General features: G+C 46.6%; 16 protein-coding genes. 11 read left to right on the forward strand and 5 right to left on the reverse strand.

Annotated features, from left to right (window positions below):
- Positions 1 to 138 precede the first annotated feature (138 nt).
- Both OM416_RS25900 and OM416_RS25905 read left to right on the forward strand, forming a co-directional pair.
- Positions 139 to 3,321, forward strand: coding sequence for a copper amine oxidase N-terminal domain-containing protein (locus OM416_RS25900; RefSeq protein WP_264934301.1), 3,183 nt, complete (start codon positions 139 to 141; stop codon positions 3,319 to 3,321).
- 297 nt (positions 3,322 to 3,618) lie between these two features.
- Positions 3,619 to 4,527, forward strand: a complete 909-nt coding sequence (locus OM416_RS25905) for an AraC family transcriptional regulator (protein ID WP_264934302.1) — start codon at positions 3,619 to 3,621, stop codon at positions 4,525 to 4,527.
- Between the two features lie 16 nt (positions 4,528 to 4,543).
- Here OM416_RS25905 and OM416_RS25910 read toward each other — a convergent pair whose 3' ends face one another.
- Positions 4,544 to 5,356: a hypothetical protein gene (locus OM416_RS25910; RefSeq protein ID WP_264934304.1), complete on the reverse strand. Its 813-nt coding sequence runs from the start codon at positions 5,354 to 5,356 to the stop codon at positions 4,544 to 4,546.
- Between the two features lie 411 nt (positions 5,357 to 5,767).
- Here OM416_RS25910 and OM416_RS25915 point away from each other — a divergent pair, with 411 nt between their 5' ends.
- From OM416_RS25915 to OM416_RS25925, 3 genes are all read left to right on the forward strand, one after another.
- Entirely contained in the window at positions 5,768 to 6,001 is a 234-nt protein-coding gene (locus OM416_RS25915; RefSeq protein ID WP_264934305.1) for a hypothetical protein, read from the forward strand.
- Positions 6,002 to 6,257: 256 nt separating this feature from the next.
- The gene (locus tag OM416_RS25920) at positions 6,258 to 7,088 is read left to right on the forward strand and encodes an alpha/beta hydrolase (RefSeq protein WP_036606057.1); all 831 of its coding nucleotides are present in this window, start codon (positions 6,258 to 6,260) and stop codon (positions 7,086 to 7,088) included.
- Positions 7,089 to 7,191: 103 nt separating this feature from the next.
- Positions 7,192 to 7,977, forward strand: coding sequence for a DODA-type extradiol aromatic ring-opening family dioxygenase (locus OM416_RS25925; RefSeq protein WP_264934306.1), 786 nt, complete (start codon positions 7,192 to 7,194; stop codon positions 7,975 to 7,977).
- A gap of 171 nt (positions 7,978 to 8,148) precedes the next feature.
- On the opposite strand, the gene OM416_RS25930 is transcribed toward OM416_RS25925, so the two are convergent.
- On the reverse strand, positions 8,149 to 8,361 hold the full coding sequence (locus OM416_RS25930; RefSeq protein ID WP_264934307.1) for a hypothetical protein: 213 nt from the start codon (positions 8,359 to 8,361) through the stop codon (positions 8,149 to 8,151).
- 158 nt (positions 8,362 to 8,519) lie between these two features.
- Positions 8,520 to 9,059 carry a DoxX family protein gene (locus tag OM416_RS25935; protein ID WP_062836230.1) on the reverse strand — a complete coding sequence of 180 codons (540 nt, stop codon included), beginning with the start codon at positions 9,057 to 9,059 and terminating at the stop codon, positions 8,520 to 8,522.
- A 338-nt stretch (positions 9,060 to 9,397) separates the two neighbouring features.
- On the opposite strand from OM416_RS25935, the gene OM416_RS25940 reads away from it, so the two are divergent.
- From OM416_RS25940 to corA, 4 genes are all read left to right on the forward strand, one after another.
- Positions 9,398 to 10,474 (forward strand): DUF3048 domain-containing protein, encoded by a 1,077-nt coding sequence (locus OM416_RS25940; protein WP_264934309.1) that lies wholly within the window; start codon positions 9,398 to 9,400, stop codon positions 10,472 to 10,474.
- A gap of 317 nt (positions 10,475 to 10,791) precedes the next feature.
- Positions 10,792 to 11,412 carry a DUF47 domain-containing protein gene (locus tag OM416_RS25945; protein WP_017690670.1) on the forward strand — a complete coding sequence of 207 codons (621 nt, stop codon included), beginning with the start codon at positions 10,792 to 10,794 and terminating at the stop codon, positions 11,410 to 11,412.
- Between the two features lie 14 nt (positions 11,413 to 11,426).
- A complete protein-coding gene (locus tag OM416_RS25950) occupies positions 11,427 to 12,416 on the forward strand; it encodes an inorganic phosphate transporter (RefSeq protein WP_036668387.1) in 990 nt (329 codons plus the stop codon).
- 307 nt (positions 12,417 to 12,723) lie between these two features.
- The gene (corA, locus tag OM416_RS25955; RefSeq protein ID WP_264934310.1) at positions 12,724 to 13,683 is read left to right on the forward strand and encodes a magnesium/cobalt transporter CorA; all 960 of its coding nucleotides are present in this window, start codon (positions 12,724 to 12,726) and stop codon (positions 13,681 to 13,683) included.
- A gap of 238 nt (positions 13,684 to 13,921) precedes the next feature.
- On the opposite strand, the gene OM416_RS25960 is transcribed toward corA, so the two are convergent.
- Positions 13,922 to 15,010 (reverse strand): DNA alkylation repair protein, encoded by a 1,089-nt coding sequence (locus tag OM416_RS25960; RefSeq protein ID WP_264934311.1) that lies wholly within the window; start codon positions 15,008 to 15,010, stop codon positions 13,922 to 13,924.
- Between the two features lie 134 nt (positions 15,011 to 15,144).
- Positions 15,145 to 15,783 (reverse strand): tyrosine protein kinase, encoded by a 639-nt coding sequence (locus OM416_RS25965; RefSeq protein ID WP_264934312.1) that lies wholly within the window; start codon positions 15,781 to 15,783, stop codon positions 15,145 to 15,147.
- 456 nt (positions 15,784 to 16,239) lie between these two features.
- Here OM416_RS25965 and OM416_RS25970 point away from each other — a divergent pair, with 456 nt between their 5' ends.
- The gene (locus OM416_RS25970) at positions 16,240 to 16,530 is read left to right on the forward strand and encodes a YerC/YecD family TrpR-related protein (RefSeq protein ID WP_017690665.1); all 291 of its coding nucleotides are present in this window, start codon (positions 16,240 to 16,242) and stop codon (positions 16,528 to 16,530) included.
- A 1-nt stretch (position 16,531) separates the two neighbouring features.
- Complete coding sequence (locus tag OM416_RS25975; RefSeq protein ID WP_264934314.1) at positions 16,532 to 17,305, forward strand: sirohydrochlorin chelatase; 774 nt, start codon at positions 16,532 to 16,534, stop codon at positions 17,303 to 17,305.
- Positions 17,306 to 17,480 lie beyond the last annotated feature (175 nt).

A 17,480-nucleotide genomic window follows, 5' to 3' on the forward strand; every position in this document is an offset into this window, starting at 1 on the left:
AAATATTTTTTGTACAACTGGAAACTTTTAAGCTGATCGGAACGTCTTAGTTGTGCATAGGTAAATACAGGAATTAAATGAAATGAACAGCGAAAACTATTTCGATGTTAACTAATTGCGAGAATGGGGATATGGGATATGAGGAAAGCGGGAGGAAAACAAGTGAAGAAGGTCATGTCAGCACTGGCTGTATCAGCTATGCTGATGTCCGCACTTCCAACGTCGGTTATGGATGCAGCTGCGAGAATCAGTATATATATTAATGATGCAGAGTTGTCATCTGCTCAGGCACCTGTGATGAAAGGTGGACGCGTACTGGTTCCGCTTCGGTCGATTTTTGAAGGATTGGATGCGAAGGTACAGTACACCAACAGAACCAAAACGATTGTTGCAACTCGCGATGATCAGGAAGTTACTTTGACACTCGGTTCCAAAACGGCATACATCAACGGGGAAGCGATATCGCTGGATGTACCTGCGAACACGATCAAGGGCAACACGATGGTTCCCATTCGTTTTGTCAGTGAAGCATTTGGAGAGAAAGTGTTCTGGAACTCACGTAATCAGCGTGTAGATATCAAGACAACAGCAACGCCTCCAGTGGATGAGACACAATATGCTGCATGGAACATCTATGGTTCGGTATCCGGAAGTAACGGAGATGGTCGTGACCTGACGGTGAGCTTCACACGTCCAACTTCAGAGAGTGCAGTGTCTGCGTACCGGATTATGTTGGTGAAAACTCGCGATGTGAATAGCTTCACGGAGTCCTCAGCAACTGCCGTACCTGCCGCGAACTATACATCCGTTACACCGAATGGCAGCAACCCGAAACTGACGCTTAATGCACAGACGCGTGACGTAAACGGGGATTTGCTCAATAGCAATGAAACGTATCGCCTGTATGTACTGACTGTTGGTAATAGCAGCAATAATTATAAAAACGCATTGAATTGGTCTTCCCAAGCATTGAAACTTAATAATGTGAAATCCACAGTACAGGCGGTTACAAACCTGCGTGCTGCAGATATTAGCGACTATGGCGATGGCCGCGATCTTGAGATTAACTTCACGCAGCCGAGCACGACATCAAACATTACGTATTATCGTGCTTTTGTAGTCAAAGCGAAGGACTCTTCCGCATTCAATCTGGCTGCAGCGAACAAGGTGTCCAGTGCAAACTCCACGATCATTTACAAAGGCAACACTGCCGCGGTCAAGAGCCAGCTGACTTCTTCAACACGGGATACGTCCGGCGAATTGATCAAAAGTGGCACAGCGTACGTGGTTTACATCCTGTCGGTAAGCATGAATGAAGCAACAACAGACAGCAAGTTGTCCGCGGCATCCTCTTCACTTACGTTGTCCGTGAACACAGCAACATCTCCGGTAATTACGCAAGTGAGAGATAACTCGGATTATGGAGATGGTCGTGATATTCAAGTGAGTTTCAACCGCTCATCGGATGAGTCCAAGGTGGCAAACTACCGTGTCTTCGTTGTGCGCAACTCGGTTTCCAGCAGCTTCAACCTGGCGACAGCAAGCAACCTGTCCTCCAGTCTGTACTATACGGTGAACAAAACAGGCAACAACATTACAACAACTTTGCCTTCATCCATGAAGGACACAAGCGGTTATAACATAACGAATCTGCAAGATTATCGCATCTTCGTGATGGCGGTGGGCAATCAGCAAAATGGATACACCAATGCGCTGTCTGCTTCCTCCACTGTGCTTAGACTGACAACGAACGGTAACGCGGGAGTTATTAGCAACCTGGCTGTTGCGGATATCAGTGACTATGCTGATGGGCGTGATCTGCGGGTTTCTTTCAACAAAGCCGCGGATGAATCCAGAATCTCTGCTTACCGAGTATATGTAGTTCGTTCCGCTAATGTGGGTAGCTTTACGCTAAGCGCAGCTAATGCATCGAACAACTATACACAGGTGAACAAAACGGGTGGTAACCTGTCCGTGACGCTTCCAAACGCTGTAGATACCAATGGTTATACCATTACCAATAACGTTGCTTATCGGGTATTCGTGCTGTCGGTGAATAACAACGGAAACTCCAGTCAGAATGCGTTGTCTGGTTACTCATCCCAAATTACGCTAACACAGAATGCAGCTATAACGGCTCCGAGCGGTGTGGTGCCATCTGACATTGGGGATGCTGGAAATGGTAGTGATCTGCGTGTGATGTTTAATAAATCCGCAGATGAGACGAATGTGAATCATTATCGGGTGTTCGTAGTGAAGGCGGGCAGCGCGTTTAATTTGAACACAGCGAATGGTGTGAACAGCGCGTATTACAGAACCGTCAGTAAAACGGGAGCTAATCAAATTCAAAATTTATTAAGTAGTTCCAGGTCTGTGGACGGTGAACTGATTCGTAATGATGTGGCCTACCAAGTATATGTTATGGCCGTGAATAACAATGCTTCTCTGGCAAACGCAATTTCTTCACCTTCCGGTGCCATTACTCTAACTTCAGCTACTGCCGTGACAGCAGTGAGTAGCGTGAATGTAACCGTCAAAGATCAGGGGCAACAGGCAAGTGACCCTTCCGATGTAACTATCAATTTTGCCAAAGCATCGAATGAAACGGGAATTGCTAAATATCGCATCTTCATCGTGCCCGCAAATCAGGTAAGTGGTTTCACTACAAGTACAGCACTTGCTATTAATTACTATACTGACTTGGATACAAGTAGTGCAGGTACTTCAATCGTATTGAACAGTGGATACCGTGATATTAACGACCGTGCGCTTTCCGTTGGACAGAAATACAAAGTGTTTGTTATGTCACTGTCCAATAGTACATCTCGCGCATCCAATCTATCGCCAGCTTCCAATGAGTTTAATATCTTTGCACAAGCAACAGCGGTTCAAACTGCCACTATAACAGGCCTTCAAAATACAAGTACTGTAGACGAGGCAAGTTATAAGCTTACCTTTGCTAAACCAACTGCTGAAACTGGAATTTCTGCATACCGACTCTTTATTGTTAAAGGAACAGATAGCTTGGATGTCACTACAGCAACCTCTAACACTAGCTACCAAATTAGTAATCCTACAGCCGTTGAAGTTACTTTAACGAAAACAGCTATAGATTCAACTGGAGTCAATCTGGTGGAAGGAGTCGAGTACAAGGTATATATTCTTTCAGTTGCTGGAAATACAACAACGAATAAACATACACTTTCAGGCCCATCGGATACATTCAAACTTGAAAAGGCTCAGTCTACGCCTACACAGGAGCCTGCGCCTGCTACCAATCCACCAACAGCAAGTGATGGGCAAACACCTCCACAGGGCTGAATGTAAAAATTCACACTGAAACAAACTCGAACACCCTTTCCAGCCGGAAAGGGTGTTTTCATTATGTATGAACAATAATCGTTTGGCGTGAATCTCAAACTTGCTTTTTGAAAATCTTGTCGCCAAAAAGGTTCCTTAGACCATTGTTACATTGGAAACAAATAATTGATAATAAATAAAGGTAAAGGGAAGTTGGCTATATAGATCGAACTAGACATTTACACGAAACGGAGTGGCTAGTGTAAATATCTTTAGTTCACTTTATGTAGAAGCCTATGAGCCGAAAGGAATGATGGAATGCTTGCATTTCGTTTGACGGGCCTGCCGGATTCCCGGTTGCCGCTATACCTGTATTGTGTGGGTACGCAGGAAGAGAAAGGTCTGCATAGACCGGATGGATTTCCGGTGTATCAGTTGTTTTTGTCACGCGGTGGGGAAGGGCAGTTCAGGATTCCTGGAAAAGGGACATGGACCATGGGAGCAGGGCAGTTGTTTGTGGTGGAACCCGGGATTGCGCATGAGTATGTGCCTCATTCCAAATCCAAAGGAGAACTTGGTTTTATTGGTATTGGCGGTGCATCGGCGGGTTCGGTACTTCAATCCTCGGGTTTGCTTCAGATCGAGCCGTGCCATATCTCCGGTTTTGAAATCATCTGGTCACGAATGACCAATCTCTGGCACGCGCTGGATCAAGGAGCAACGGAGATGTGGAACACATCAACGCTGATCTACCAACTCATTCTGGATATAGCGCAATCTAAAAATCCCTCTGATGTTGGTAGCGTAGGTATTGGATCATCTACGGCGCAGGGCGAGACTATAACATACTCTAATCGAGAGTCTGATCCGGGCAAAGATGCACTCATTCGAGCAGTAGCATTGATGCATACACATTATCAGGACGATCTGTTATTGAAGCATGTAGCTGACGCGGTGGGTTACTCGGTGCAGCATCTCAATCGGTTATTTCATCAGCATTATGATGTCACAGGACATCAATATATGCAGCGATTACGTTTGCAGAAGGCTTCGGAATGGCTGGATAAGCATCCACAAGCAAGTGTACGGGAGGCGGCAGAGACTATCGGAATGGAAGTGAACTATTTTATTCGGATGTTCAAGCGAGAGTTCGGAGAGACGCCGGGCAAGGGAATCAAACAACGCAATCAGCTCCAAATGGAAAAAGGGCCCCTCAAGGCCCCTTAATCAGTTATATGACGTGTTATGCTGTTTTCTTTTTTCCAAATAAGGGCCTTAACGTTGCAAGCCCCACAACTCCGATCACCGCGCTCACCCACGGAGCAAGCGCAAACACCGGAAGCTTATCACGCAGCGGATACCCTACAAACAGCACGAGTACCACGACCACGATGTAGATGACGATCCCCCGAATATTGACCTTAGGTACCTCATTTCTGTCCGCACCTTCATCATCCGGTCGCTCTCCAAGGCGACGCAGCATCTCAACCAGAGCAATCCCGCCTACAGCGGCAACAATCAGTGAGAATAGGCTAATATGTTGGAACGGTTCTGTATCTCCGCCAGTCCAGCCGATGAACAGTCCGACACCGCCCTGGATCAGCATGACAACAGACAACGCTGCCCATACAATCAGGCCATACCACTTCGGTGTTCGTTTCACTGGTGCTGGATTCTCAGTTGGTTGCGCATCTGCAACGTTGGCTTTCTTTTTCGCTGAAGCAGATCGACTTGTACTACCGGATGTAGCCGCTCTAACTACCTCAACGGCAGCCGTCTTCTCCGGTGCTGTATTTGTTACCCCGAGCTGTGCAAGGATGTCTTGCTCCAGATCAGGTCCATATAGCTCGCGAGCGGGCTTATTATCCTTCTGAGCCTGTACGATCGCTCTTCCTGCGGAGAGAATCCACTCTTCCTGTGTTCTCTCGTCAGCTGGCGCATGGCGCGCAATTGTGCTGATCTGGTCATACAGTTTCACATTTTCTGGTGTCATTCGACTCATCTCGGTTATTTGCCGGTTCTGTATTTCTTTAAGCTTCTTATAGGAAATCCCCAATGATTGCTCCCCCTGTCTACACACGTTCTGATCTTCCATTGTCTGAAGACCCTGACGGTATTTTAGTATACGGGAAGGGCTCTCGTTTCGCAAAGTCATTCCTTATAAAAAAGCTGCTCATGGTGGGCCCATATCCATACACAGGCCAGTATGACACAGGTGCATAACAGCACCAGTTTTCCGTGATGTTGAATCCATTCCAGTAGATGTCCCATGAATTCATTCCTTTCGGCAGAAGGATTCCGAGGCATATGCTACCTAAGACTGTTGGGTTATTTTCCCCGATTCATGTGAAAAAATACCCTCACACCTCCCAGATCTAACGATTGTGTGAAGTATGCATAAAGAGCAGCCGATTCCATCACAATAGTAGCATTTCCAACAGAAATCCGAGATTGGAGTGTGCTTGTTATGGATAAACAAACAGATTTGACGCGGAAGCTGCTACTGAACAGCAACTCCCGTGGAGTCGTGGATGAGGTTGTGTCTTTGGAGGAGAATGTGGATGATACGGAGTATGCAGAAGAACTGACAGATGGCAATCTGAGGGGAAGAAGTTTCTGGGACAACAGTGATTCCGGTCATGAGCATGAATGGAATGGACGGGTGGAGACCCACGAGATGTTCCGTAGAAGCTACGAATAGAGATCCTTGACCCAAGGCGTTTGAAATTCAGAACATATCCGGGCCAGCTGTAACCAGCTTGGCTCATTTTTTTGCGCTCATCAACCGATAAAATGTAGACTAGCAGTAGAGTTACAGAGGGGTCTTACTTACGTTGACTTGCAGGTTGAGGGATGATAATATATGAATATCATCTTAATACACACTAAACTTATCGGATTATATATATTTAATAAATGGAACATCGACAGGCTACATATGGAAAGGGGAAATCGGCATGGAACGTCAGATCAGTATCCGTCATGGACAGGAAGAATTAACAGCCACGATTCATTATCCGGTTGTGAAAGATATCAAGGAGGAGAAGAGTCAGCAACGAGTACCTCTGGCAGTTATCTGCCATGGCTTCGTTGGTAGCCGGATCGGCGTGGACCGTCTGTTTGTAAAGACTGCACGTGAACTTGCTGAGGACGGTTATCTGGTACTGCGTTTTGATTATATCGGTTGCGGAGAAAGCAGTGGTGAGTATGGAGCAGAAGGACTCGAGTCCATGGTGCTACAGACCCGATCAGTGCTGGATTACGCGGTGAATTGTAGTGATGTAGATCCTACGCGTGTTACGCTAATTGGTCATAGTCTGGGTGGGGCCGTTGCATTATTAACTGCTGTGCGCGACAAACGTGTCAAGAACCTCGTTATGTGGTCCTCCGTGGGTTATCCATTCAATGATATCGTGAAAATTACGGGGCGGGAAGTATACGATGAAGGCGTGAAACTGGGTGCGGCTGATTATCTCGGATATAAATTCACACCGACCTTCTTCGAGTCTCTCGCTGAACAACAGCCATTCCAGGAAGCAGTTAAGTTTAGCGGGGATGTCCTAGTCGTGCACGGTACGTCAGATGAGATTATCCCTGTCGATTACGCATTCCTGTATCAAAAGGTATTCTGGATGCGCCAGGAAGGCCGTTGTGACAAGGAGATCATCTTCCAGGGCGATCACACCTTCTCTTCAGGTAAAGAGCGGGAACAGCTGATTACGCGTACGAGAGAGTGGCTGGGTGAACGCCAGAAGATCGAGCAGGATTGGCAGCACTGGATGATATAAGTGGCAGGATTGCAACTGTTTGGGGATGTCAGCTTGGAAAAGCGCCTTCTTAGGGGTAAAATAGAGGAGTAAGCATTCTATCCGTGTCTGGAGGTTGGCAGCAATGACATTACCCGCACTTTTCATTGCGCATGGTTCTCCCGCTCTGGCGGTGGAGAGCAATGACTACACTCATTTTCTGAACCAGCTTGGAGACAGGCTGCCGGCTCCGAAAGCCATTGTCGTATTTACGGCGCATTGGGATTGTCCCGAACCGTCCGTGACGATGGATGATACACATCAGACCTTGCATGATTTTTACGGATTTCCCTCTACGATGTATACCATGGAATACCCTGCATCAGGGCAGCCAGATTTAGCGTATGAGATATGTGCTTTGTTCACTCGCAGCAATCTGGCGCATCAGCCGATTCGAGGTCGGGGCCTGGATCATGGCGTGTGGGTACCGCTGCTACATATGTACCCCGAGGCTAACATCCCTGTGATCGCCGTATCTGTAGACTCGCTACGTACGCCGCAGGAACAGTATGATATTGGCCGAATGCTGGAACAGCTGCGTCATGATGATGTGCTGATCATTGGCAGCGGTGGAACGGTTCACAATTTGCGATTGCTAGGCAATACGGATGAGCCGCAAGAGTGGGCAGTGGAATTTGATAACTGGATCGGGGAGCGCTTGGAACAGTGGAACACGAGAGAGCTGTTTCAATATGAGAAAAAAGCCCCTCACGCACGCACGGCAGTTCCGTCTTATGGTACAGAACACCTTGCGCCTTTGTTCTACGCTATGGGGACTGCGGATATGTCCCGTTCAGCGAAGCGTCTATTCCAGTCTTATCCTTACGGAACGCTCAGTTTGAACTGCTGGCAGTTCGGAGACGGCGTGTAACTTGGAACAGACAACAGCCTGATTGATAGCTAATTAGTTAGATTTGTATGGATAACGTGGGTTAGAGTATACGATTAAAATATATAAACAAAAGAAGGTTCCTGTACCCGCTTAATGGGCGACAGGAACCTTTTTTCGATAGTAGGTCTAATTTATTTGTGTAATGGGTCCTTATTTGCGGATTTCGAACAATTCACAGTCTGTACGCGAATGATAAGCGAGTTCACTAACACTGGATTGTACAACTACGGTATTGCTGTCAAAACGGATAATGATGCCACCGGAGTCAATCTGGTGATTATCTTTGAAAACTCGAACCTTATACTTCATATTCATGGCTTCCTGAAAGTCCGTATCGGTCTCAAGACGTCGCTGGGTCGGCATATCGTGTACTCCTTTGATGTTCAACTTTATGTTCATCATAATACGGTTTTCTGTGGCAGGGCAAGTCAAGCGGAGTCATCCGGGCTAATCTTGGAAAGCAAAAAGCCCTGCTCTCCAGGGGGATTGGGAGCAGGGCCGAGAATGTTATGAATGATTGCTTAAGCTGTTTTTTGAGTCGGGCTAATCGTTGGTGTATCTTTAGGGTGATTACCTTTGTTGCGAGTGATCAAACCGCGAAGGTAAGGCAGTACCCAGTGATCCAGACCGATTTTACCAGCATTTGCACCAGCAACAACCAGGAAGATTTGCATCAGAACCAGTTGAGCGTTCGTGCTTACTGTACCCGAGAAGAGGAACGCGAAGTTCATCACGAGAGCCATCAGTGCAGCCAGTGTTGTGAAGCATCCGAGTAAGAGTCCTACACCTACAAGGAATTCACCCAGCGGGATGATGAAGTCGAACAATCCTGCGTTTGGTACAGCGAATTTCTCAAGGAATGTTCCCCACCATGCTTGAACTGTAGGGTTTTCACCCGTTGCTTTGCCGACTGCCCCAGCGAGGAACCCGCCAGCTTGGAATCCGCCGGTCAATTTGCTCCATCCGTGAGTCATCCAATCGTAACCGATATACACCCGAAGTACTGTCAAAATCCACATTGCTACTTTGTTTTCTCTAAGCCATTGGTTGAAGCTGAACATATGAACCACTCCTTCATGGAATTTAGTGTGTGTTGTTTTTGTTTTTTCTAAGTGATCACCTTTGATGTCTTTATTGTATAGTTCAAAAGTCGTTTTGTTTGTGATTAAAATCACAATCTAGTTCAAATTTTAAGTAAGGTTTGAGAAGTTCACATTTAGGACATATTTTTCTGGCGATATGCTGTTTCAAATGTGAATTTCACGCTGTATCAAGGCCTTCTGGGCGCAGACAAATCAGATGGTGTGTGATTAAATGGAAAGAAATACGTGAAATGGTTGCCTACATGAGACATATATCACAACTTAGAACCAGGCCATATCGTTCAGGAGGTCCTATATTGAAGCTTTTTAAATGGAACAAAGCAGCATCGGCTGCATCCCTTTGTATTCTCGCATTGAGTCTTGTTGCCTGCCAAAACCAGGAGGTGGCCCAGATGCCACTTCAGCCAGAACCGACCCCAGCACCTGTGCAAGAAGAACAGAACGTGGAGGAGCCCAGTAAGTCTCTTTACACAGCTCCACTGACAGGTCTGCCTGTAGATGAAGCGATTACGCGTCGACCACTAGCCGTGATGATTAATAATGCTCCAGCAGCTCGGCCCCAATCGGGACTGAGTTCAGCTGATATCATTTTAGAAGTCCTCGCAGAGGGAGGCATTACCCGTTTTATAGCGATCTTCCAGAGTGAAGGCGGTGCTGAGACGGTCGGACCCGTACGCAGCATACGTCCATACCTGATTGAGCTAGGCGAAAGTTACGATGGGGTCCTTGTTCATGCCGGAGGTAGTCCGGAGGCGTATTCCATTTTGCAAAGGCAGCAGAAACAGCATATGGATGAGATCTCGAATGGCGGGCCTTATTTCTGGCGTTCCTCTGATCGTAAAGCCCCACATAATCTGTATACTTCAGCGGACAAGTTGAGAGAAGGGTCAGATATCAAGGGTTATAGCCATGATTTCAAGTCTCCGGTATACATCTATAATGAAGAAGGCGCGACATCCGCAGGAGAGGCAGTGAAGCAATTCGATATCCATTATTTATTGGATAGTTACCGGGTGACGTATGATTATGATGAAGTTAGCGGACGATATATGAGAATGGTGAATGGCAAGGCCGATCAGGATATGGATAATGAAACTCAACTTGGTGCAGCGAACATCATTGTGGCAGGTGCAGATCACAAGGTGCTCGATAGTGTAGGTAGGTTGTCCGTTAATTTGGAACAGGGCGGGGAAGCCATGCTTTTTCAAAAGGGCAAGATGATTCGTGGGCAGTGGGTGAAGAAGCAGGGGGATATTATACGGTTTGTTCAGGGTGGCAGTGAAGTTGCTCTTGTGCCGGGTAAAACCTTTATCAGCATTGTTCCCAATCAACCTGAATTTGCGAGTCATGTCAAGCTGGCTGTGCAGCAATAAAAGGATGTAATGAAAGAAAACAATGAAACATGTATTCATTTTGTCGTCGAAAAGGCATTATATTTGTCCTTAGCGTGAAAAGTAGAATCGTGTCGATTTTGAATTTTGATGTCGAATTGTAAACGCAGTGTAAAATCTTGACTTGAATTTACCATTATTCCAAATAATTAAGATTCATTTCAGATTAATGTGATAAGAATATAAAAAAGGATCACACCTTTTGTACAAACCATGAAACAAATATGATAAGATATCAAAGGTTGTCATTTCATGTTTCATCGGTTGTCGGCAATTTTTCTCGTAAAGGGGATAGAGCTATGAAGCTTAAGAAGAAGAAGGATATATTTTTTGAGACACTGGAGAATATGGCAGATACGGTTGTTCAAGCGGCAGATTATTTCTCCCAGCATGTTTCCAACCTTCAGGATGTGACTCTTTTTGCTAATGAAATGAAGAAGTACGAGTCGAAATGTGATGATTACGTGCATACGATCATTACAGAACTCAACAAAACATTTATCACGCCGATCGAACGCGATGATATTATGGAGCTGACAACAACACTTGATGACGTATTGGACGGACTCGAAGCAACGGCTTCCCGTTTCTATATGTACCAACTGACAGATCCAGATGATGAGTTCGTCATACAGTTTGCTGAAATTTTGCGCCAATCGGCTTACGAAATTCAGAAGGCGATCCATCTGCTGTCCCAGAAAAAATTGCTCGCGATTCGTGAGTATACCATTCGTTTGAATGATCTGGAAAACCAAGGCGACGAAGTGCTGCGCATGTGTATCAAACATCTCTTCGCTACCGTGTCTGATCCGATTGAACTGATCAAGCGTAAGGAAATTTACGAACGTCTTGAGACAACAACGGATGCTTGTGAAGACGTAGCGAACGTGCTTGAATCCATCATTATGCGTAATTCTTAAGGAGCCAGAGAATAATGGAAACAACGATTTGGGTATTGGGTATAGTCGTCTTCCTTGCACTGGCGTTTGACTTCATCAACGGTTTTCACGACACGGCCAATGCCATTGCGACTTCGGTCTCAACCCGAGCACTGACGCCGCGTCGAGCTATTCTTATGGCAGCGGTGATGAACTTTGTCGGTGCGATGATGTTCACAGGTGTTGCGAAGACGATTGGGGGGAGTGTGACCGACCCCACCACGCTGGATAACGGGATAGAGGTCGTCATAGTCACCTTGATATCAGCGATTATCTGGAACCTGGTTACATGGTGGTTTGGTATTCCGTCTTCCTCATCACATGCACTTATTGGAGCCCTTGCAGGTGCCGTGCTCGTTGGCGCTGGTTCTGACAAAGTGAAGTGGAGCGGGTTCATTGATATTGTCGGAGGTTTGCTATTATCACCTCTGATCGCATTTGCCATCGGTTATGTGGTCATGACGATTCTCAAATATATTTTCGCCAAACGCAGTCCGCATAACGTGAACAAAGGTTTCCGTACGGTACAGATTTTCACGGCAGCACTGCAAGCATTCACGCATGGTACGAATGATGCACAGAAAGCGATGGGGATTATAACCTTTGCTCTGGTTGCAGCAGGTGTACAGGATAATCTGGATGTTCCGCTGTGGGTCAAAATCTCAGCAGCAACTGCGATGGCTTTGGGTACATCCATTGGTGGTTGGAAAATCATCAAAACGATGGGTACCAAAATCTTTAAAATTGAACCGATCAACGGATTTGCCGCCGATCTGTCAGCTGCTTCCGTTATTTTCACAGCAACGTTGCTTCACCTTCCAGTGAGTACAACGCACGCGATCACATCGGCTATTCTGGGTGTGGGTTCCGCGAAACGTTTCTCTGCTGTAAAATGGGGACTTGCTGGACGTATTATTATTACGTGGTTCATTACGATTCCGATTACAGGGGCACTGGCAGGATTGTTATACTGGATTATTTTCTAAAGAGAGAAGTTATCCCGAACAAATTCGGGGTTACCAGACAATCTGTTCATAACGTTGTGAATATCGGGATATGTGGACAATTATACAACCAAAATCAAGAGACGCCTGTGCATGAACGTGTGGACAGGCTGGATATGTGGATAGCCATCCGTGGAATGATAAACCAAAAGAAGATATTCCTGTGGATACAGGGAACTGTGGATAAGGAAATGAGAGAAGCCAACAGGGTTGGCTTTTTTTGTTGTCGAGTTTGAAGGTACCTGTGTACAATAACATAAAGATACAGGACAAGGACGTGGTCTAATTTATGATTCGTACACTCGCCATTACACGAGAGCATCAAGTCTCCGTGAACGTGCCCCTTACACAGCTGGATCTGAACGATTACGCCTGGGTATGGGCGGATTTTAACCAGCCAACGGAAGAGGAAAGCCGTTTGCTGGATACATATTTTCATTTTCACCCATTAGCTATAGAGGATTGTCTGCATGTGTTGCAGCGACCCAAGCTCGATTATTATGATAATTTGCAGTTTCTTGTACTGCATGCACTGAACCCGTCCACATTGGAAGCCGAGGAAGTTGACTTGTTTCTCGGAGCGAACTTCCTTGTTTCCTTTCATCATGGTGTATTGGAGGAAGTGGATGAGGCGTGGGAACGGTTGTTGCACCATGCACATGAACGAACCATCTGGGCACGAGGTCCGGTGGCAGCAGCTTATACGGTGATGGACAAGCTGGTCGATCATTATTTCCCGTCTTTATTTTCCATTGAGGATGAACTGGCTGAACTGGAGAACCGCGGTGGACAAGAGTCGGTTGAAGACCTGATGAACCAAGTGTTTGACCTGCGCAGTCGATTGCTGAAGCTCAGACGAACGGTTGTACCGATGCGGGATCTGCTCTATCGGGTGGTCAACTCCCAGCATGTGCAGCGAACGGGCGAACATACGGCTTATTTTACCGATATCTACGACCATTTGTTGAAGCTGACGGACATGATCGAAGCCGATCGGGAAATGACCGCTGACCTGCGCGACAGTTATATTTCCCTGAACTCCAACCGGATGAATCAGATCATGAAGACACTCACGGTGATTACGACGGTGTTTATGCCATTAACGTTGATCGCGGGAATCTATGGTATGAACTTCGCCTATATGCCTGAGCTGCAATGGAAGTTTGGGTATGGTGCGGTGCTGTTGTTAATGTTTGTACTTGGCGGAAGCATGGTGGCCTGGTTTGTGAAACGGGGCTGGTTTAAGTAGAAAATGTTACACCTTACTGCTCCGAATGCAGCTTTTTTTTCAGAAAGATTCGGGTAAACATTTCGGTCTTCATGAAAAAAGGCCACTAGGCCATGATCTCAGGCAGTAATATCTGTCGGGAGATGATGTTTGCCAGTGGCCTTTCTGATTCTTCTGTAGATGTGCTAAAAATAATCTATCCACATGTGTATAAGTGTTTCGCTGGAATAAGCTGTGTATAACTTACGATGACTTCCTTTTACTCCATTTCAAGAACAAAAGAAGTTGTAGCTGCTTCTTTGCCATTAACAACAATCGTTAGCGTGTGTAGTCCAGCATAATATTTTCTAGTGGTAATGACTTTGAACGATTGTTTGGTGGCTACCTTGGTGCTACCTGTCGGGTACATTTTATCGGAGCATTTGAATCGTTTGGGAGCCTGCTTGCCGTTCGCCTTCATATAGCCCATCTCATACTCAATCCTCAGCATCTGAGACTCGCCACTCTCATTGACCACATCAAACGAAAAGTGAAGATCCTCGCCAATGGAGATCGTATCCTGGGCAAGCTGAAGCTGCTCAATGTGAATTGCATCCTGGTCATTGTAACCAAAAAGACTTAGCGCTTTGCGATGTCCTTTCTTCAGTAATGACCTGCTGGCATGCCGGACAATCCAGTCCGTGTGTGTATGTTGTCCGTACCAGGTCGTGGCTAGATCCATCACCAGTTCAGGGTGGTCTTTGGAGATGTCATTCAGATGATTGGCGACACTTTTGCGAACATAGAGGGACTCGTCCGCTTTTAACGCATGAAGAATTGGCAGTACAGGTGTTGGATCGGTGATGAATCCCTGGAGTTTAGCTCCCCATGGCAAACGGGGCCTGCTGCCTTCACTGGCAAGTCTGCGGATATGTTCGTTGTCGCTACTTGCCCACGCCATCATGTGTTTCATGGTTTGGATGGGATAACGATCAATAAACGGGCGTACCGCGAACTCGGAGCTGGAATAAGGTGTGAAGACGGTCAGATACTTCATGGATAGCTCGTAATCCTCTGGGTCAAGTCCGTTCACTTCGATAAAATCCGGAACAAACAGATATTCAACGCCCCTCATATTCGGGGCAGCTTGTTCAATGATATGTAATGCTTCTTCATAATTGTCGGGTAGCACTTCCGTTAAGGCCGATGTGATTCGACGAATCCGTGCTTTGAATTCCAACTGTTCCCAACCTTCAGCGAACACCAATTCATGAAATTGCTGGGTATCCAGCTTCGGGTAGAATTGACGCAATAATTCACCGGTCCGATCGATTAATGCGGGAGTGTATTTGTCTTTGAAAAGTTCCATGGTCCGCCTCCTTTAGTTACTATCCAGTATACCTCAAATTACAGGAATAAGAACATAAGTTCCTGAATTTTCTATGTGTATTGAAGAAAAGGATTTAAGGCACCCACCTTCTGTAAGGGGGTGCCTGGATGGTTTTAACGTTTGCGACTTTTGGGACGGCGCTTCGTAGAATTGGATTTGCGGCGGGTTGGCGACGTGTTGCGGCGACGTGGAACATTAGTAGATTTATTCCGACGCTTGCGTGCGCGTTTCCGGGGCGGCGTATATTCTTCATAGTCTGCATCCGCCGGGCTGCCATTACTTTTTCCTTTTCCAAAAGGCAGAATGCCCATAACGAGCTTCATCATCGGAGCCATCTGCTGGATGCCGCCGACGACCTTCTGCATTTTGCCTATTCCAGTCATGATTCCATCAATCCCGCCGAAGCGGTCGATCATTCCTTTTAACTCACCAATGTTGGCTAACGAAAAGCCGGAACCGCCTGTTGCAGCAGGCGCCTGTACCGGAGCTGGGGGGACCACCTGGGCTCCACCTCCATAAAAGTTCCCGCCAGGGACACCTTGCCCATAGGGTACGATGGCTGATGCTTCGACTTCACCGAAGCCCGGGTAATGAGGCTCTACGCCAGGATACATCGGTTGGATCTGAGTTTCATTCAAAGACCGCGGTACCAAACCGGGCGGCATATAGGCAGAAGTATGTGCCTGCCGATGAGCATGAGAAGACGGACGCTGCCCTTGTGCTGGCTGGCGGTGATAATAATGCTGTGGCATGAACGATCACGTTCCTTCTATGTTGGATTTCGGAATTGCGTTCCATGAGTTACATGACAGATGAACATCATAGACCCTTGTGGAACTCCCTTTTGCTATACTGTATGTCATTCGCGGAGAGGCGGCGTAGGCGGGTATCCCGGAAAACGGGATATTTGCGGATTTGGGCGCATAGACATGCCGGGAGGTTTTCATACAGGAAAATGCAGTTTAGACACAGAATTGTAACATTTAGGTTGGTTGAATTCCTACATAAGTAATCGGAAATATACAGGTGAAAACTGGGATATAGCGCTATAATTTCACTAGTTGTGCGCGAGGGGAGGACAATAGTACCTTTTGTAAGCGGTAACATGTATTTTTATTCTGTAGTGCGTGAAATCGGTAACGCTTGAAATACCAACTCAGGGTGAGTACAATGTAGGTACACAGTAACCGCTAGGGGATGATGATGAAATGCAGCTGAAAAAGCTAAATGATAAAAGCATTGAACAACTATTTGAGGCTATTTTGACTCTAAAAGATATTGAAGAGTGTTATGTCTTCTTTGATGACCTCTGCACCGTAAACGAGATTCAATCCATGTCCCAGCGGCTGGAAGTGGCTCGTATGTTGGGCAAAGGCAATACGTATAACCAGATTGAAGCTGAGACGGGTGCGAGTACTGCCACGATTTCACGTGTCAAGCGCTGCCTGAATTACGGCAATGATGGTTATAAAATGACGCTGGAACGCCTGGGACGCTAACATGAAGAAGCCGGGTGTACTCATCATCAGTCACGGTTCTCAGGAGCAGACCTGGGTGGAATCCGTCGATGACGCGATCTCCCGGTTGAATCTGCCCCGCCCGTTGCCGGTTGAAGCCGGATTTCTTGAATTGGTGGAAGGACGCCTGATCCAGGACGGTATCGACCGACTGGAAGCGCAAGGCGTAACCGATATTCTGGTTGTACCTTTATTCGTTTCGTCCGGAAGTACACATGTGGATGAAATTGAATTTGCCATTGGGGCAAAGGAAGCACCCGAACGGGAAACAGATCTGGAACCGTTCCAGGTCACAGCCCGGGTTTACTTTGGTTATCCAGTGGATAATGATCCGGATATTGCAGTGATGGTGTGGGACAAAGTCCGATCGCTCTCGCAGCAACCGGAGCAGGAAACGATTCTGCTGGTGGGACACGGTAGTATTCATGATGGATTTCGTGAGCGTTGGGAAGCGGGAATTTTCTCTCTTGCACAGCGTGTAAAGGAAGTCAGCAGTGTAGCTCATACGGATTATGCATTGTTGAATCCAGAGAGTGTGTACGACAAAGTGAAGTACTGGAGCGAAGAGCGGGGGAACCGAGTCATTGTGGCGCCGCTGTTTTTGAGTGCCGGTTACTTCACGAGAAACGTAATCCCGGACCGGCTGAAGGAACTGGATTATGAGTATAGTGGTGAGACGCTGTTGCCACATCCTTTGCTTGGGCAGTGGCTGGAGCGCCAGATCCAGATTTTGTTGGAAAGATGTAATGAGATCTAAGCTTCCTTCTTGAAGTGATCGCTCTGGCACAGTTGTGTGAACGCATTGTTCACGCAAATGTTGTCAATTGAATAGAATTCATTAGGTTCATTTTTGCATAAAACAATTAAACCACGTCCTTGGACGTGGTTTTTTTTGTGATGATTGAAGTAGTCGCAACCCTCGTTTATCCCTT

The sequence above is a fragment of the Paenibacillus sp. LS1 genome, assembly GCF_026013365.1.
GTDB lineage: Bacteria > Bacillota > Bacilli > Paenibacillales > Paenibacillaceae > Paenibacillus.